The organism is Streptomyces sp. ISL-10 (genome assembly GCF_018614575.1).
Classification (GTDB): domain Bacteria; phylum Actinomycetota; class Actinomycetes; order Streptomycetales; family Streptomycetaceae; genus Streptomyces.
The window spans coordinates 21,456-36,073 of record NZ_JAGGOJ010000034.1 but is presented as its reverse complement, the minus strand read 5'-3'; the positions used below and the strand labels follow the sequence as shown (position 1 = coordinate 36,073).

11 protein-coding genes and 3 pseudogenes are annotated in these 14,618 nt (G+C 72.0%); 9 read left to right on the top strand and 5 right to left on the bottom strand.

The window, feature by feature from the left end:
* Positions 1-329: 329 nt before the first annotated feature.
* Entirely contained in the window at positions 330-1,826 is a 1,497-nt protein-coding gene (locus J7E88_RS30600; protein ID WP_215186699.1) for a UDP-N-acetylmuramoyl-L-alanyl-D-glutamate--2,6-diaminopimelate ligase, read from the bottom strand.
* A 223-nt stretch (positions 1,827-2,049) separates the two neighbouring features.
* The gene (locus J7E88_RS30595; protein WP_215186698.1) at positions 2,050-2,205 is read right to left on the bottom strand and encodes a hypothetical protein; all 156 of its coding nucleotides are present in this window, start codon (positions 2,203-2,205) and stop codon (positions 2,050-2,052) included.
* 247 nt (positions 2,206-2,452) lie between these two features.
* Here J7E88_RS30595 and J7E88_RS36495 point away from each other — a divergent pair.
* Positions 2,453-2,712, top strand: a pseudogene (locus tag J7E88_RS36495) (IS5/IS1182 family transposase); the annotation flags it as partial.
* Between the two features lie 61 nt (positions 2,713-2,773).
* Here J7E88_RS36495 and J7E88_RS30590 read toward each other — a convergent pair.
* Both J7E88_RS30590 and J7E88_RS30585 read right to left on the bottom strand, forming a co-directional pair.
* The gene (locus J7E88_RS30590) at positions 2,774-3,301 is read right to left on the bottom strand and encodes a ferredoxin (RefSeq protein WP_215186697.1); all 528 of its coding nucleotides are present in this window, start codon (positions 3,299-3,301) and stop codon (positions 2,774-2,776) included.
* A 46-nt stretch (positions 3,302-3,347) separates the two neighbouring features.
* Positions 3,348-3,812 (bottom strand): hypothetical protein, encoded by a 465-nt coding sequence (locus J7E88_RS30585; RefSeq protein WP_215186696.1) that lies wholly within the window; start codon positions 3,810-3,812, stop codon positions 3,348-3,350.
* Between the two features lie 275 nt (positions 3,813-4,087).
* Between J7E88_RS30585 and J7E88_RS30580 the strand changes: the two genes are divergently transcribed.
* The 8 genes and pseudogenes from J7E88_RS30580 to J7E88_RS36490 form a co-directional block, all read left to right on the top strand.
* Positions 4,088-4,954, top strand: a complete 867-nt coding sequence (locus J7E88_RS30580) for a DUF2797 domain-containing protein (RefSeq protein WP_308307670.1) — start codon at positions 4,088-4,090, stop codon at positions 4,952-4,954.
* Between the two features lie 99 nt (positions 4,955-5,053).
* On the top strand, positions 5,054-5,389 hold the full coding sequence (locus J7E88_RS30575; protein WP_215186694.1) for an antibiotic biosynthesis monooxygenase: 336 nt from the start codon (positions 5,054-5,056) through the stop codon (positions 5,387-5,389).
* Between the two features lie 55 nt (positions 5,390-5,444).
* Positions 5,445-6,410 carry an amidohydrolase family protein gene (locus J7E88_RS30570; protein ID WP_308307668.1) on the top strand — a complete coding sequence of 322 codons (966 nt, stop codon included), beginning with the start codon at positions 5,445-5,447 and terminating at the stop codon, positions 6,408-6,410.
* Positions 6,411-6,412: 2 nt separating this feature from the next.
* Positions 6,413-7,151: pseudogene (locus J7E88_RS30565) on the top strand (response regulator transcription factor).
* Between the two features lie 127 nt (positions 7,152-7,278).
* Positions 7,279-8,886, top strand: a complete 1,608-nt coding sequence (locus tag J7E88_RS30560) for a HAMP domain-containing sensor histidine kinase (RefSeq protein WP_308307667.1) — start codon at positions 7,279-7,281, stop codon at positions 8,884-8,886.
* A 25-nt stretch (positions 8,887-8,911) separates the two neighbouring features.
* Positions 8,912-10,288, top strand: a complete 1,377-nt coding sequence (locus tag J7E88_RS30555) for a bifunctional glycosyltransferase family 2/GtrA family protein (RefSeq protein WP_215186692.1) — start codon at positions 8,912-8,914, stop codon at positions 10,286-10,288.
* Positions 10,285-12,489 (top strand): glycosyltransferase family 39 protein, encoded by a 2,205-nt coding sequence (locus J7E88_RS30550; protein WP_215186691.1) that lies wholly within the window; start codon positions 10,285-10,287, stop codon positions 12,487-12,489. Before J7E88_RS30555 ends, J7E88_RS30550 begins: the two co-directional genes overlap by 4 nt.
* A gap of 29 nt (positions 12,490-12,518) precedes the next feature.
* Positions 12,519-12,635, top strand: a pseudogene (locus tag J7E88_RS36490) (TetR/AcrR family transcriptional regulator); the annotation flags it as partial.
* A gap of 247 nt (positions 12,636-12,882) precedes the next feature.
* On the opposite strand, the gene J7E88_RS30545 reads toward J7E88_RS36490, so the two are convergent.
* Positions 12,883-14,616: an MDR family MFS transporter gene (locus tag J7E88_RS30545; protein WP_215186690.1), complete on the bottom strand. Its 1,734-nt coding sequence runs from the start codon at positions 14,614-14,616 to the stop codon at positions 12,883-12,885.
* Positions 14,617-14,618: the final 2 nt, after the last annotated feature.

Sequence of the window (14,618 nt, the reverse complement as noted above, 5' to 3'; positions counted from 1 at the left end):
TGATGGCTCGGTAACAGTGCGTGTGGAGGAGGGGGCCGGTGCCCCAGTTCAACGCCCGCAGTAAGGCCATCAACCCGAGCGCGTACAACGCACTGGCCTATGCGCTCTGGCTGATCTACTGGAACAACTGACCGACGTCACCCGCGTCCCACAAACGCCGCATTGCGCGAGCACACACCAGGCCGTTTCCTGGGGATCACCTTGCGGCCCAGAGGGGGCAGCAGGCTGTGGCGGTGGTGGTTCGTCGGGGAGGGTGAGGTAGACGCACTTGTAGGGCGAAGCCCCGGTTGCGAAGCCCGGGTTGGGGTTCCGGGTTCAGGGTTCCGGGTTCAGGGCAGCAGGCGGGAGGCCAGGTCGCGGACGGTTGCCATGTCGCTGAAGGGGAGCAGGTCCTCGCCCACGATCTGGTGGGGTTCGCTGCCCTTCCCGGCGATCAGGACGATGTCTTCCGGCTGAGCCGCGGACAGTGCGAGGGCGATGGCCCGGCGGCGGTCGGCGGAGCGTTCGTATGGCGTGCCGGTGGCCTCAATGCCGGGGGCGATCTGGTCCAGGATCGCCTCGGGGTTCTCGGTGCGGGGGTTGTCCGAGGTCAGGACGCACAGGTCGGAGTGGGTGCCGGCGATGCGGCCCATCTCTGCGCGCTTGGTGGTGTCGCGGTCCCCGCCGCAGCCGAACACGGTGATGACCCGGCCCCGGGCGAAGCCGCGGATGGCCGTGAGGACCTTGTCGAGGGAGTCGGGAGAGTGCGCGTAGTCCACGATCACCGACGTGCCGCCGGGGGTCACGAAGCGCTCGAACCGGCCCGGTACGGGCGGCATCTGGGCGAGCGCGGCGACCAGTCCGTCCAGGTCGTGCCCCAGCACGTGGCAGGCCGCGACGGCCGCCAGCGCGTTGGACACGGAGAAGCGGCCCGGGACCGGGATCGCCGCCGGGTACGCCCGGCCGGCGTGGCACAGCGTGAATCGCGTGCCCGAGGCGTCCGCGATCAGGTCCGTGGCCCGGAAGTCCGCCTCCTCGTCGAGGCCGTAGGTCGTCACCGCGTCCGGCATCATCGCGCGGATGCCGGCTCCCACGGCGTCGTCCACGTTGACCACCGCGTGTCCGCACAGCCCCTGGAACAGCCGCAGTTTGGCGTCCGTGTAATGGGCCATCGTGCCGTGGTCGTCCAGGTGGTCCTGGGTCAGGTTGGTGAAGACACCGACGTCGACGAAGGTCCTGTCCATCCGGTACGTCTGCAGGGCCATCGAGGTGGCCTCCAGCACCACGCTGCCGGTGCCCTGGTCCCGCATGCGGCCCAGGAGGTACTGCAGGTCGGGCGATTCCGGTGTGGTCAGCACCGAGGGCGGCATCGGGATCATCTCGTCGCCGATCCGGCTGCCCGCCGTACCGATCACGCCCACCGAGGCGCCCTCGGAGATCCTCAGCAGCGACTCGACCATGTAGGAGATGGAGGTCTTCCCGTTGGTCCCGGTGACGGCCACCAGGTCCATGTGCCGGCCCGGCTCGCCGAAGTAGCGGGAGGAGACGACCGCGGCCGCCTTGCGGGTGTCGAGCACCCCTACGACACACACCGCGGGCAGCAGCTCCCGTCCGGAGGGCGCGGCGGCGGCTCCCGCCGCGTCGACGAGCACCGCCACCGCCCCGCGCGCGAGCGCCGCACCGATGGAGGCGGGGCCGCCGCCGCGGTGGCCGGGCACGGCGATGAAGAGCGAGCCCGGCACCACCCGGTCGACGTCGAAGGTGGTGCCCGCGGTGATCCCCGTCGATTCGGTGTCGCCCTGGATGACGTGGTGCTCATGGCCGGTCAACAACCCGCTCAACTTCACGGTGGTCCCTTCGGAGACGGCTACGGCCCGGCGTGCGGCCCTCGCCTGGCGGCAGCGTCGACGGAGCGTCGGGACTGCGGTGGTGGGGTGGGAAGGGAGATGCGTCGCTCTCGAGGCGGCGGGGCCGGTCGGGGCGCGGTGATCAGACCGGGCTCCCGGGGCGGGGCCCGTCGCGGAAGGTAGTGCGGCGGGAGGGAGTGGGCCCGGGCGCGGTGGGGAAGCGCTAGCCGTGGCCGTGCAGGACGCCGCGGCCGACCGTGGGGGCCCGGCCGTCGGCGGCGGTCCGGGGGCTGACGCCCGTCCGGCCCGCGGAGGCCGCACGCGCGGCAGGGTCGGCCTGTGGCAGGCACTCTCCCGTGACGCGTCGTGTGCGGTTCATAGGCCGAGTGTACGTGCGCTCGGGTGACCCGTAGGCCGCGGCGGCTCATCGGTCGCGGAGGTCCGCCGCTGGGCGCGGCCTCCGGTCACAGCAGTGGGCGTTTCCTGGATCACTTCAGCAGCGGCCTGGGTGTCGGCTCGGCGTGGGAGAGTCCCTCACATGACGACGCCAGGGAGGCTTGAACGAGTTCTGCCTGAGATCGTCGGAGGTGACACGTTCGACGCTCTCGCTCATCGCCCCGGCCGTCGGCAGACCGCGAACGACGCCCGACGTTGTCCTCGCGGACAAGGCCTCCGTTGCGATCCGCACCCACCTGCGGCGTCGCGGGATCCGGGCGGTGATCCCTCAGCCCGCCGACCAGGACGCGAACCACAAGTGGCTGGGCAGCCGCGGTGGACGCCCTCCAGCTTTCGATGTGAGGCGTACAAGCTGCGGAACACCGTTGAGCGGTGCATCAACAAGCTCAAACAGTGGCGCGGCCTGGCCACCCAGCGCCTACGTCCACCAGGGCACCGTCACTGTCGCGGTGATTCGCCTCTGGCCTCCGACTGACGCTTCACGGGCACGGCTACAGCTCCGGAAGTCGGTCTGTCAGCATCGGGGAGCGCCGCTGGTCGAGCCAGAAGAGGTAGACGCGCAGGTGCGCGGCCAGTTCGCCGTCGAGGTTGGCGGCGTAGTCGCGGGCGGCGGCGGCCGTACCCTGTCCCGACTTCATGTCGTCGGCCACCCATGCGCCGGCCCGGTCGGCCAAGTACTCCCGGATCCGGCCTCGATCGCGCCACCATTCCCGAACCGCCGCCGCCGTCCAGTGCTCGTCGCCCTCACAGCCGTAGCCGGAGAGGCACTCCGCCTCGGCAGCGTCGACCAGTTGCCGGAGTTCCTCCGTCGTTCGGGGCTGGCGGTAGACGTACTCGGTGAAGTGATCGCCCTCGTAGAGCACGAGCCCTGGGGCGTGGATTCGGCCGGTACCGCAGTTGTCGGTGTCGGCCGCGTAAAAGGGTCCGGGCACGTTGAGCCAATTCCGGTGCGTCCAGTGCCCACGGAACGACTCGCGCGCATCACCGAGCAGTGGCACCGGATCGAAGTAGAGCTCCACTGCAGAAGGGTAAAGCCGGCGACCGGAAGGATTCGCCGGACAAGCCCTAGTCCTGAGACGGCTCCATAGGAGCCTGTCCTTCACGCGCCCGAGCACTCGTCCAGACGCCGTTCGCCAGCAGCGCCAGACCAGCGAGGACCATCAGACATCCGGAAAGGCCGGCCAGCAATGCTATGGATGTCTCCCCGTCGGGATCGCCCACGCCACCGGGAGTCGGCTCGACGCTCAGCCAATTCAGCACTGCTCGCGTCTGGGTTACCACCAAAACGCCCGACGCCAGAAGCAAGGCGCCCAGAGGAAACGGGTAAGGGCGAACCGGCCTCCCCTTCCGTGCGCGCATCCGGACGACCCCACCGACCAGCCAGACCGGGACCGTGAGGAGCTGACCGACCAGCAACCCCATCAGCATGGCGAGACGCATATGGTTGGGCCCCTCGCCCCTGGGGTCGAAGATCAGGGCTCCTGGGCTCCCGGCGAGAAGGCCGATCGCCACCGCACGGATCAGCGTCATGCAGGGCATGCTCCCACGGGAGCCACCACCTCGGAGACGCGTGGCATGTGGCTGTACAGCAGCGCCGTATCGCGACCCAGCAACCGTCCCCGTCCGATACCGTCCCTCCGGGGCCTCGTAGCGGCCGGATGGCCGTCGCCGACCGATCCGGCTGGAGCTACGGATCAGAAGGTTGCAGGTTCGAATCCTGCCGAGTGCACAGCAGTCCCAAGGCCCCCGGAGATGATCCGGGGGCCTCTGGTGTGTACGGCAGCTGGTCGCCGGAGGTGTGGAGCGTGGCGTGGTGGTGTGCGGGGGTCGCGTGGCCCGTCGGGGCGCGGGTTGCGGTGCTGCGCTGGGAAGGCGGGCGGGTCAGTCCACTCGGGGCCGGCCGGGAGATCGGCTTCCGGGCCGAGGGCGACCGGCGCTGCGTGGGGGCGCGGGGGAACCCCTGTCCGGTGCGGGCCACGGTCTCCGCGCGGGTGACGCAGGCGCGCTGTGACGAGTGCGCGCGGCTGGACCGGGCGCACTCCGTCGCGGCCGACGGCGTGCCCGACGACCCTCGGACCTACCGCGTGTACCTGGCCTGGTTCGGGCCCGGGATGGTCAAGGTGGGGATCACCGCCGAGGAGCGCGGCGCTGCCCGGCTGCTGGAGCAGGGGGCCGTGGCCTTCACCTGGCTGGGGCGCGGGCCGCTGATGGCCGCACGGCGGACAGAGGAGTTGCTGCGGGCCGCGCTGGGGGTGCCGGACCGGATCCCGTACGGCAGGAAGCGGGCGGTGCGTGCGGCGTTGCCGCCGGCCGGCGAGCGGGTCGCCGAGGTCGCGGAGCTTCATGCGCGGGCCGTCGCCCTCGGCGGGTGGGCCGGTTCCCTGGAGCGGATGGCCTGCGAGGTGGTCGATCACGCGGCCGTGTTCGGGCTCGACGGGCTGCCGCCCGCGACCGGCGTAGTGCGCGGGTTGACCGGCGGGGGAGTGGTCGCGGGCCGGCTGCTGGCCGCGGCCGGGCCCGATCTGCATCTGAGGACCGCCGGGGACGAGGTCGTCGTGCTCGACACCCGGTTGATGACCGGGTGGTCGCTGGTGGGCGCCGACCCCGCGGCAGGGATGAGTGTCCCGGTGACCTGGACGCGGGCCGGGGGCGAGCAGGACGGTCTGTTCTGACCGACGCCGGCGCCGTACGGCAAAGGAACGGATCCCTTTCGGATCCCGTATGGCAATGACGGTGGACAGCACCGGCGGCCGGACCGGAGGGTGACTGTCATGAGCATCAAACCTGTCGGCGGAATAGAACCGCCCTACTACGCCGTCGTCTTCACCTCCGTCCGCCGCGACGACCCCCAGGGATATGCCGAGACCGCCGTGCGGATGAACGAACTCGTCAGGGAAGTGCCCGGCTTCCTGGGGTACGAGTCGGCCAAGACGCCCGGCGGGCTCGGCATCAGCGTCGGCTACTTCCGGGACACCGACTCCATCGCCACCTGGCAGCGCAACCTGGAGCACCAGCAGGCGCAGCGACGAGGGCGGGCCGAGTGGTACGAGAGCTACAGCGTCCACGTCGCCAAGGTCGAGCGGAGCTACGGCTTTGAGCGCGGCTGACCGGGCCGGCGTGCCTGACGCGAATGACGCGAATGACGCGAATGACGCGGCAGACGTGCCTGACGCGGCTGACGGCCAGGAGGCGCGGGAGGTACGGGAGGTACGGGAGTTCTGGGGACGGCTGGGGCTCCCGGGGCTCGTCGACGTCCACACGCACTTCATGCCCGAGCGCGTCCTGCGCAAGGTGTGGGCGTACTTCGATGCGGCTGGCCCCCTCACCGGCCGGGACTGGCCGATCGCCTACCGGCGTGCCGAGGAAGAACGCGTCGCGCTGCTGAGGGAGTTCGGGGTGCGGACCTTCACCTCGATGCTCTATCCGCACAAACCGGGCATGGCCGCGTGGCTGAACAGCTGGTCGGCCGGCTTCGCGGCGCGCACGCCGGACTGTGCGCACACCGCGACGCTGTTCCCGGAGCAGGGCGTGGCCGCATATGTGCGGGAGGCGGTGGAGGGCGGGGCGCGGGTCTTCAAGGCCCATGTACAGGTCGGTGCGTACGACCCCGGTGACCCCCTGCTCGACCCCGCGTGGGGACTGCTCACCGAGGCGGAAGTGCCCGTCGTGATCCACGCCGGCTCGGGGCCCGCGCCGGGAAAGCACACCGGGCCCGCGCCGGTGGGCCGCCTGCTGGCCCGCCATCCCGGGCTGCGGCTGGTGGTCGCGCACATGGGCATGCCCGAGTACACCGACTTCCTCGACCTCGCCGAGCGGTACGCGCACGTGCACCTCGACACGACGATGGCGTTCACGGACTTCAGCGAGGCCACGGTGCCGTTTCCGGTACGGGAGCGAGGACGGCTCGCGGACCTCGCCGACCGGGTCGTGCTGGGGACGGACTTCCCGAACATCCCGTACCCCTACGTCCACCAACTGCGGGCCCTCGAACGGCTGGGCCTCGGCGACGACTGGCTGCGGGCCGTCTGCCACGACAACGGCGCACGGCTCCTCGCACCGGCCCGGGTTTCTCAGGGAATTCACAGCTTCGGGCAAGAAGGCTCTCAGGGCGGGCCCGCAGGGTGGTGAGCATGACCACCCTCTCGCCCCAGGGGCGCACCGAACTGCTCAGGCCCGACGGCAGTCCCGTACGGGTGCTCGTCGTGGACGACGAGGCGCCGCTGAGCGAACTGCTGTCGATGGCCCTGCGGTACGAGGGGTGGGAGGTGCGCAGCGCGGGCGACGGCGCGGGCGCGCTGCGCTCGGCGCGCGAGTTCCGGCCGGACGCCGTCGTGCTGGACGTGATGCTGCCCGACATGGGCGGCCTCGCCGTCCTCGGGCGGCTGCGCCGCGAGGCGCCCGACGTGCCCGTCCTCTTCCTTACCGCGAAGGACGCGGTCGAGGACCGGATCGCCGGGCTGACGGCCGGCGGCGACGACTACGTGACCAAGCCCTTCTCGCTGGAGGAGGTCGTGGCCCGGCTGCGCGGACTGATTCAGACGGTCGAAGGCGGCGGCGGTGCGCAGTGAGTCCCTGGTCGTCGTCGGTGACCTCACCCTCGACGAGGACAGTCACGAGGTGACGCGCGGCGGGCAGTCGATCCATCTGACGGCGACCGAGTTCGAGCTGCTGCGCTATCTCATGCGCAATCCGCGGCGGGTGCTGAGCAAGGCGCAGATCCTGGACCGGGTGTGGAACTACGACTTCGGCGGCCAGGCGAACGTGGTCGAGCTGTACATCTCGTACCTCCGCAGGAAGATCGACGCGGGACGTTCGCCGATGATCCACACCCGGCGCGGGGCGGGATATCTGATCAAGCCCGGTGAGTGAGGTGGGGGCGGCCGCACAGCAGCCGGGCACCGGGCGACGGCCGGGGCCGGCGGGGTGGCGCGGGCTGGTCGGGAGGGATGGGCCGGCGGGGTGGCGCGGGCGGCCGTGGTCGCTGCGGACCCGGCTGGTGGTCTCGGCGGTGCTGCTGATCGCCGTGGTGTGCGCGGTGATCGGGACGGTCACGACCGTCGCGTTCCGCACCTATCTGTACGGGCAGCTGGACACCCAACTCGGCGCTGTGGCGATGCGGGCCGCCGGCCCCCCGATGCCGACCGGCGAGCGGCCGCCGGACGGCCTGCCCCACAAGGCCCCGCTGGACTTCGTCACGGGCGGCGGCGCTCCCGTCGGCACGGTCGGGGCACTGCTCGGCGAGGACGGCACGGTTTCCGTGGCCGTCGCCAGCGCTCAGCACGAGCCGGACGGGCTCGGGCCCACCGAGGACCCGCTCACCGTGGCGCAGCGCGAGGCGCTCGGCTCCGTGGCGCGGGACGGCGAACCGCATACGGTCGAGCTGCCGGGCCGCGGCGATTACCGGGTGGAGTACGCCGACGGCATCCGCGGCTCGTTCCTGGTCGGCGTGCCGACACAGAACGTGCAGGACGCACTGCGGACACTGATCGTCGTCGAGGTCTGCGTGACCGGGGCGGGACTGACCGCCGCGGGCATCGCGGGTGTGTCCATGGTGGGTGTGGCGCTTCGCCCGCTCAGGCGGGTGGCAGCGACCGCGCGGCGCGTCTCCGAACTGCCGCTGCACAGCGGTGAGGTGGCGCTGCACGAGCGGGTGCCGGACTCCGAGGCCGATCCGCGCACCGAGGTCGGCCAGGTCGGGGCCGCGCTCAACAGGCTGCTGGGGCACGTCGGTTCGGCGCTGACCGCGCGGCAGGCGAGCGAGACGCGGGTACGTCAGTTCGTCGCGGACGCCAGTCACGAACTGCGCACGCCGCTGGCCTCGATCCGCGGCTACGCGGAGCTGACGCGGCGTGGCCGGGAACGGAACGCGGTCTCGCCGGACATCCGGCACGCGCTCCGCAGGATCGAGTGCGAGGCGGTGCGGATGACAGGCCTGGTGGAGGACCTGCTGCTGCTCGCCCGACTGGACGCCGGCCGCCCACTCTCGTACGAGTGCACCGATCTGTCCTCGCTGGTCGTGGACGCGGTCGCGGACGCACGCGCCGCAGGGCCGGACCACGCATGGCGGCTGGAGCTGCCCGGGGAACCGGTGACCGTACGCGCGGACGGGGAAAGGCTCCAACAGGTCCTGGTGAACCTGCTGGCCAACGCCCGTACGCACACGCCTCCGGGCACGACCGTGACTGCCCGGGTGCGCCCCGGGTGCGCGACCGGGCCCTTCGTAGGCGCCGGATGCCCGCCCGGGCGGCCCGTCCTGCTGGAGGTCGAGGACGACGGCCCCGGCATCCCCGACGAACTCCGGCGGCACGTCTTCGAGCGCTTCGCGCGCGGCGACGCCTCCCGTTCGCGGCAGGCGGGCGGCACGGGGCTGGGGCTGGCCATCGCGCAGGCCGTCGTCACGGCGCACGGCGGCACGGTGAGCGTGCGGTCGGATCCGGGCCGCACGGTGTTCGCGGTCACGATCCCGGCAGCGGACCCGGCCGTGCTCGTCGACCCGCCCGCCGCCGTCGACCCGGCCGCACCCGTCGGCCAGGCCCCGGCCCCGGCCGCCCCGGCCGTCGCACACGACTCACAGACGGACCACAGGCTGATCACACAGCCGTGACAGCGGCCCCGCCGAGGGTCGTCGTATGCGAACCGACACCCCACGCGGCACCCTTCCGGCCCGTGAGCATCTGCTCGCCGGCCCGGCCGGTACACCCGTACTCGACGTCGTGGTCCCCGTCCACAACGAGGAGGCCGACCTCGAACGGTGCGTGCTGCGGCTGCACGGGCACCTCGCGAGGACCTTCCCGTACGGCTTCAGGATCACCATCGCCGACAACGCGAGCACAGACCGCACGCCCCAGGTCGCGGCGCGCCTGGCAGACCGCCTGCCCGAGGTGCGGGCGCACCGGCTGGAGGAGAAGGGGCGGGGGCGGGCGCTGCGCACGGTGTGGTTGCACTCGGACGCGCCCGTGCTGGCCTACATGGACGTCGACCTGTCCACCGACCTCAACGCACTGCTCCCGCTGGTCGCCCCGCTGATCTCCGGGCACTCGGACCTGGCGATCGGGTCCCGGCTGGCGCGCAGCTCACGTGTGGTGCGCGGGCCGAAGCGGGAGTTCATTTCGCGGGCCTACAACCTGATCCTCAAGTCGTCGCTGGCAGCGCGGTTCTCGGACGCGCAGTGCGGGTTCAAGGCGATCCGCCGGGAGGTCGCCGAGCGGCTGCTGCCGATGGTCGAGGACACCGGCTGGTTCTTCGACACCGAGCTGCTGGTGCTCGCGGAACGGGCGGGGTTGCGTATCCACGAGGTCCCCGTCGACTGGGTCGACGACCCGGATTCGAGCGTGCACCTCGTCAGTACGGCAACCGAGGACCTCAAGGGCGTCTGGCGGGTGGGCCGGGGGCTGGCCGTCGGCGCGCTGCCGCTCGACCGTCTGGCGCGGCCCTTCGGCGACGACCCGCGCGACCGGCGGCTCGCCGGGGTGCCCAGAGGGCTGACCCGTCAGCTGGTGGGCTTCTGTGTGGTCGGCGCGTTCTCCACGCTGCTCCATCTGCTGCTGTATTCCCTCTTCCGCGCCGGTACGGGCCCCCAGGCCGCGAATGCCGCGGCCCTGCTGCTTTCCGCGGTCGCGAACACGGCCGCGAACAGGCGGCTCACCTTCGGGGTGCGCGGCCGTGACCGCGTCATGCGCCACCAGGCACAGGGCCTGGTGGTGTTCGGCATCGGGCTCGCGCTGACCAGCGGCTCGCTCGCGGCCCTCGACGCGGCGGCGGGCAGTCCCTCCCACGGCACGGAGCTGGCCGTCCTGATCGCGGCGAACCTCGCGGCGACCGTGCTGCGCTTCCTGCTCTTCCGCGCCTGGGTCTTCCCCGAACGGCGAAGCCACGACGGCATGCCGAGCCACGAAGACGTGCGGAGCCACGACGACGTGCGGGGCCAGGAAGGCCCGCGGAGCCACGACGACGTGCGGGGCCACGAAGCCCCGCGGAGCCACGACGACATGAGGTACACCCGATGACCACCGCCCTCCCCGCCGGGCTCGCCACCCCCGACGGCCCCGTCCCCGCCCCCCTCCCGACCCCCGACCAGGCCCGCGCACGTCGCGGCCCGCTCGGGCGGCTGCTGCGCGGCCGGGAGGCGGACGGCCCCTGGGTGCGGCCCGCGTTCCTCGCCCTGCTGCTCGCCACCGCGCTGCTCTACCTGTGGAACCTGAGCGCGTCCGGTTACGCCAACTCCTTCTACTCCGCGGCCGCCCAGGCCGGCAGCGAGAGCTGGAAGGCCTTCTTCTTCGGCTCGTCCGACGCCGCCAACTCGATCACCGTCGACAAGCCCCCGGCCGCCCTGTGGCCGATGGCCCTGTCCGTACGCCTCTTCGGTCTCGGCTCGTGGCAGATCCTGGTGCCTGAGGTGCTGATGGGCGTCGCGACCGTGGCGGTGCTGTACGCAGCCGTCCGGCGGCGCTTCGGCCCGGCGGCGGGCCTCCTGGCGGGCGGGACGCTGGCACTGACGCCGGTCGCCGCGCTGATGTTCCGCTTCAACAACCCGGACGCGCTGCTCGCCCTGCTGATGACGGTCACCGTGTACTGCGTGCTGCGCGCTCTCGAAGGCGCCCGCACCGCGTGGCTCGTGTGGGCGGGTGCCGCGGTCGGCCTCGCGTTCCTGACGAAGACGCTGCAGGCGTTCCTGATCCTGCCGCCGCTGGCGCTGGTGTACGCGGTGTGCGCGCCGACGACTCTGGTGCGAAGGCTCGGCCAACTCGCCCTGTCGGGGCTCGCGCTCGTGGTGTCGGGCGGCTGGTGGGTGGCGGTCGTCGAACTGTGGCCGGCGTCCTCGCGTCCGTACATCGGCGGCTCCCAGAACAACAGCTTCCTGGAACTGACCTTCGGCTACAACGGTCTCGGCCGGATCAACGGCAACGAGACCGGCAGCGTCGGCGGGGGCGGCGGCCGGGGCGGCGGTGGCTGGGGGGAGACCGGCATCGACCGGTTGTTCGCCGGGAACATCGGCGGCCAGATCAGCTGGCTGCTGCCCGCGGCGCTGGTGCTGCTGATCGCGGGGCTCGTCCTCACCCGGCGCGCCGGCCGCACGGACACGGTCAGGGCGGCGTATCTGGTGTGGGGCGGCGCGCTGCTGACGACCGCGGCCGTCTTCAGCTTCATGGCGGGGATCTTCCACGAGTACTACACGGTGGCCCTCGCCCCGTACATCGCGGCACTGGTCGGCATGGGCGCCACGATGCTGTGGGAGGAGCGGGCGAAGGTCCGGTGGTCGGCGGTGCTGGGCGGCACGGTGGCGTTGACGGCCTGGTGGTCGTACGTCCTGCTGGGCCGGAGCGCGGACTATCTGCCGTGGCTTCGTACGGCGGTGCTGGTCGGCGGACTCGTGGCGGCGGCAGGGCTGCTGCTGTCGGTGAGGGCCGGGCGCACGGTGGCGCTGGCCGCGGCCGGGCTGGGCCTCGCGGCGTCGCTGGCGGGTCCGGCGGCGTATGCGCTCACCACCCTGAGCGAGGGGCACACGGGCTCGATCGTCACGGCGGGACCGGCGGTGTCGGGCGGCCGGGGGGGACCGGGCGGTGGACCCGGCGGACCCGGCGGACCCGGAAGCGCCGGGGGCGCACTCCGGATGCAGCCACGCGGCCAGGGCGACGCCGGCCAGGCGAACGGGCGGGGCGACGCCGGCGGGATGCAGCCTCCCGGGCAGCCGGGCCAGGCCGGTGGCCAGAACCCCGCGCAGGGGCAGGGCCGGCAGGGGCAGGGACCGGGCCAGCGACCGGCCCAGGCACCCGGCCAGAGTCGCGGGCAGCTGCCCGGTGGCGGCCCCTCCCGTGCCCAGGGCGGTATGGGCGGGTTGCTGGGTGGCGCGAATGCCGACGCCGGGACCGCGGCCAGGATCGGACAGGATGCGGAGGACTTCACCTGGGCCGCCGCGGCGATCGGCTCCCAGAACGCCGCGAGCTACCAACTGGCCACCGGGAAGCCGGTCATGGCGATCGGCGGCTTCAACGGCAGTGACCCGTCGCCGACCCTCGCGCAGTTCAAGCAGTACGTCGCCGACGGCAGGATCCACTGGTTCGTCTCCTCGGGCGGCGGCATGGGCGGCGGCATGGGCGGCGGCCCCGGCGGGGGGACGAGCTCGCAGATCACGGCCTGGGTCGAGGAGAACTTCACCGAGGTCACGGTGGGCGGCATCACCCTGTACGACCTGACCGCGGCGAAATAGCCACCGCAGTTCAGGGGGACTTCGAGCACGCGGCGGAGCCGATGGAAGCGCGCGGCGGCGACATGGTCGAGGAGATGCGGGAGCGGGACTTCGTGTTCGCCCTCGTTCTGCTGGTGGCCGGCATCGAGGCGATGGTGGAGCGCTCGGCGAGGGCCTGGCCGTCTCCAGTCGTGCTGTGGCAGTTGCTCACCCGGCACTGGCTGGACGTCCAGCTCCGCCCGCAGCGTCGTCCCGATGGCGGAGATGACCCTGCCGGGCTGTCGACGTGCTCGGGCCCCGGGTGGAGGGCGGCCGGCCGTCCCCTGCCTGCCGTCCTCTGTCCCCGGGGCCCGCTTCCGCCGGGAGGGTGGCTCGTTTCCGCTGGGAACGAGCAGCCGCCCGGAGGCTTTCGGACTACTCGCCCGGGTGGGCGAGTCCGATGTCGTGGCCGTCGACCCCGCGGCCGGCGCCAGGTTCGGCGCGCGCCGCGACCGCCGTGGCAGCCGGTGCGACCGGGGCGGGGCGATCGGCCGACGGTTCGGGGGCCGGGGCCGGAACCTCGTCGGAGGAGTGGCTCTTCAGAGCGACCTCCTTGATGAAGAGGGTGACGAGGAAGGCGAGCAGGGCGAAGGGCGCGGAGTAGAGGAAGACGTCCGCCACACCGTGTCCGTAGGCCGTCTCCATCACCGTGCGGATGGGGGCGGGCAGGGCGTCCAGGTCGGGGATGGAGCCGCCGCCGGTGCCGCCGTGGCCCAGGGCCGCGCCTTGCGGGCCGAGCTCGGCGAGCCCGTCCTTGACGTAGTGGGTGACCCGGTTGGCCATGACCGCGCCGAGCGCCGAGACGCCGATCGCGCCGCCGAGCGAACGGAAGAAGGTGACGACCGAGCTGGCCGCACCGAGGTCCGCGGGGGCGACCTGGTTCTGCGTGCACAGCACCAGGTTCTGCATCATCATGCCGATGCCGAGGCCCATGACCGCCATGAACAGCGCGATCTGCCAGTAGTCCGTGTCGTAGCGGATGGTGCCGAGCAGACCGAGGCCCGCCGTCACCAGCACACCGCCGCCGACCAGCCATGCCTTCCAGTGGCCCGTCCTGGTGATGATCTGGCCGCTCACAGTGGAGGAGAGGAACAGACCGCCGATCATCGGGATCGTCATGACACCGGACATCGTCGGCGACTTGTCCCGCGCCAGCTGGAAGTACTGGCTGAAGAAGACCGTGCCGGCGAACATCGCGACACCGACGAAGAGCGAGGCCAGCGATGCCAGCGTGATGGTGCGGTTGCGGAACAGCCGCAGCGGGATGATCGGCTCGCTCGCCCTGGCCTCCACGAGGAGGAAGAGCGCACCGAGGACGACGGAACCGCCGACCATCGCGCAGCTCTGCCAGGACACCCAGTCGTACTTGTCGCCCGCGAAGGTGACCCAGACCAGCAGCAGCGAGACCGCGGCGCTGATGAGGAACGCGCCCGACCAGTCGACCCTGACCTGGCGCTTCACGAAGGGGAGCTTGAGGGTCTTCTGCAGGACGATCAGGGCGATGACCGCGAACGGCACGCCGACGTAGAAGCACCAGCGCCAGCCGAGCCAGTCGGTGTCGGTGATGACGCCGCCGAGCAGCGGGCCGCCGACGGTTGCGACGGCGAACGTGGCGCCGAGGTAGCCGCTGTAGCGGCCACGCTCGCGCGGGGAGATCATCGCGGCCATCACGATCTGTGCGAGGGCGGAAAGACCGCCGACGCCGATGCCCTGGACCACGCGGCAGACGATGAGCATGCCCGCGTTCTGCGACAGACCGGCGACCACCGAACCCGCCACGTAGATGATCAGCGATATCTGGACCAGCAGCTTCTTGGGGAACAGGTCCGCGAGCTTGCCCCACAGGGGCGTGGTCGCCGTCATCGCCAGCAGCGAGGCGGTCACGACCCAGGTGTAGGCGCTCTGACCGCCGCCGAGATCGCTGATGATCTCCGGCAGCGCGTTGGTGACGATCGTCGACGACAGGATCGCGACGAACATGCCGAGCAGCAGCCCGGACAGCGCCTCCATGATCTGCCGGTGTGTCATCGGCGCGCCGCCGGCGGGGGCATGCCGGCCCCTGTGCTCGGCGTTGCCGTCCCGCACACCGGTCGGTGTGGTCGTAGCCATGA

Bases quoted from the DNA above. Each gene is read 5' to 3' on its own strand.
- J7E88_RS30550 (WP_215186691.1), top strand. From the start codon at position 10,285: ATGACCACCGCCCTCCCCGCCGGGCTCGCCACCCCCGACGGCCCCGTC.
- J7E88_RS30585 (WP_215186696.1), bottom strand. From the start codon at position 3,812: ATGACGCTGATCCGTGCGGTGGCGATCGGCCTTCTCGCCGGGAGCCCA.
- J7E88_RS30555 (WP_215186692.1), top strand. From the start codon at position 8,912: ATGCGAACCGACACCCCACGCGGCACCCTTCCGGCCCGTGAGCATCTG.
- J7E88_RS30595 (WP_215186698.1), bottom strand. From the start codon at position 2,205: ATGAACCGCACACGACGCGTCACGGGAGAGTGCCTGCCACAGGCCGAC.
- J7E88_RS30545 (WP_215186690.1), bottom strand. From the start codon at position 14,616: ATGGCTACGACCACACCGACCGGTGTGCGGGACGGCAACGCCGAGCAC.
- J7E88_RS30575 (WP_215186694.1), top strand. From the start codon at position 5,054: ATGAGCATCAAACCTGTCGGCGGAATAGAACCGCCCTACTACGCCGTC.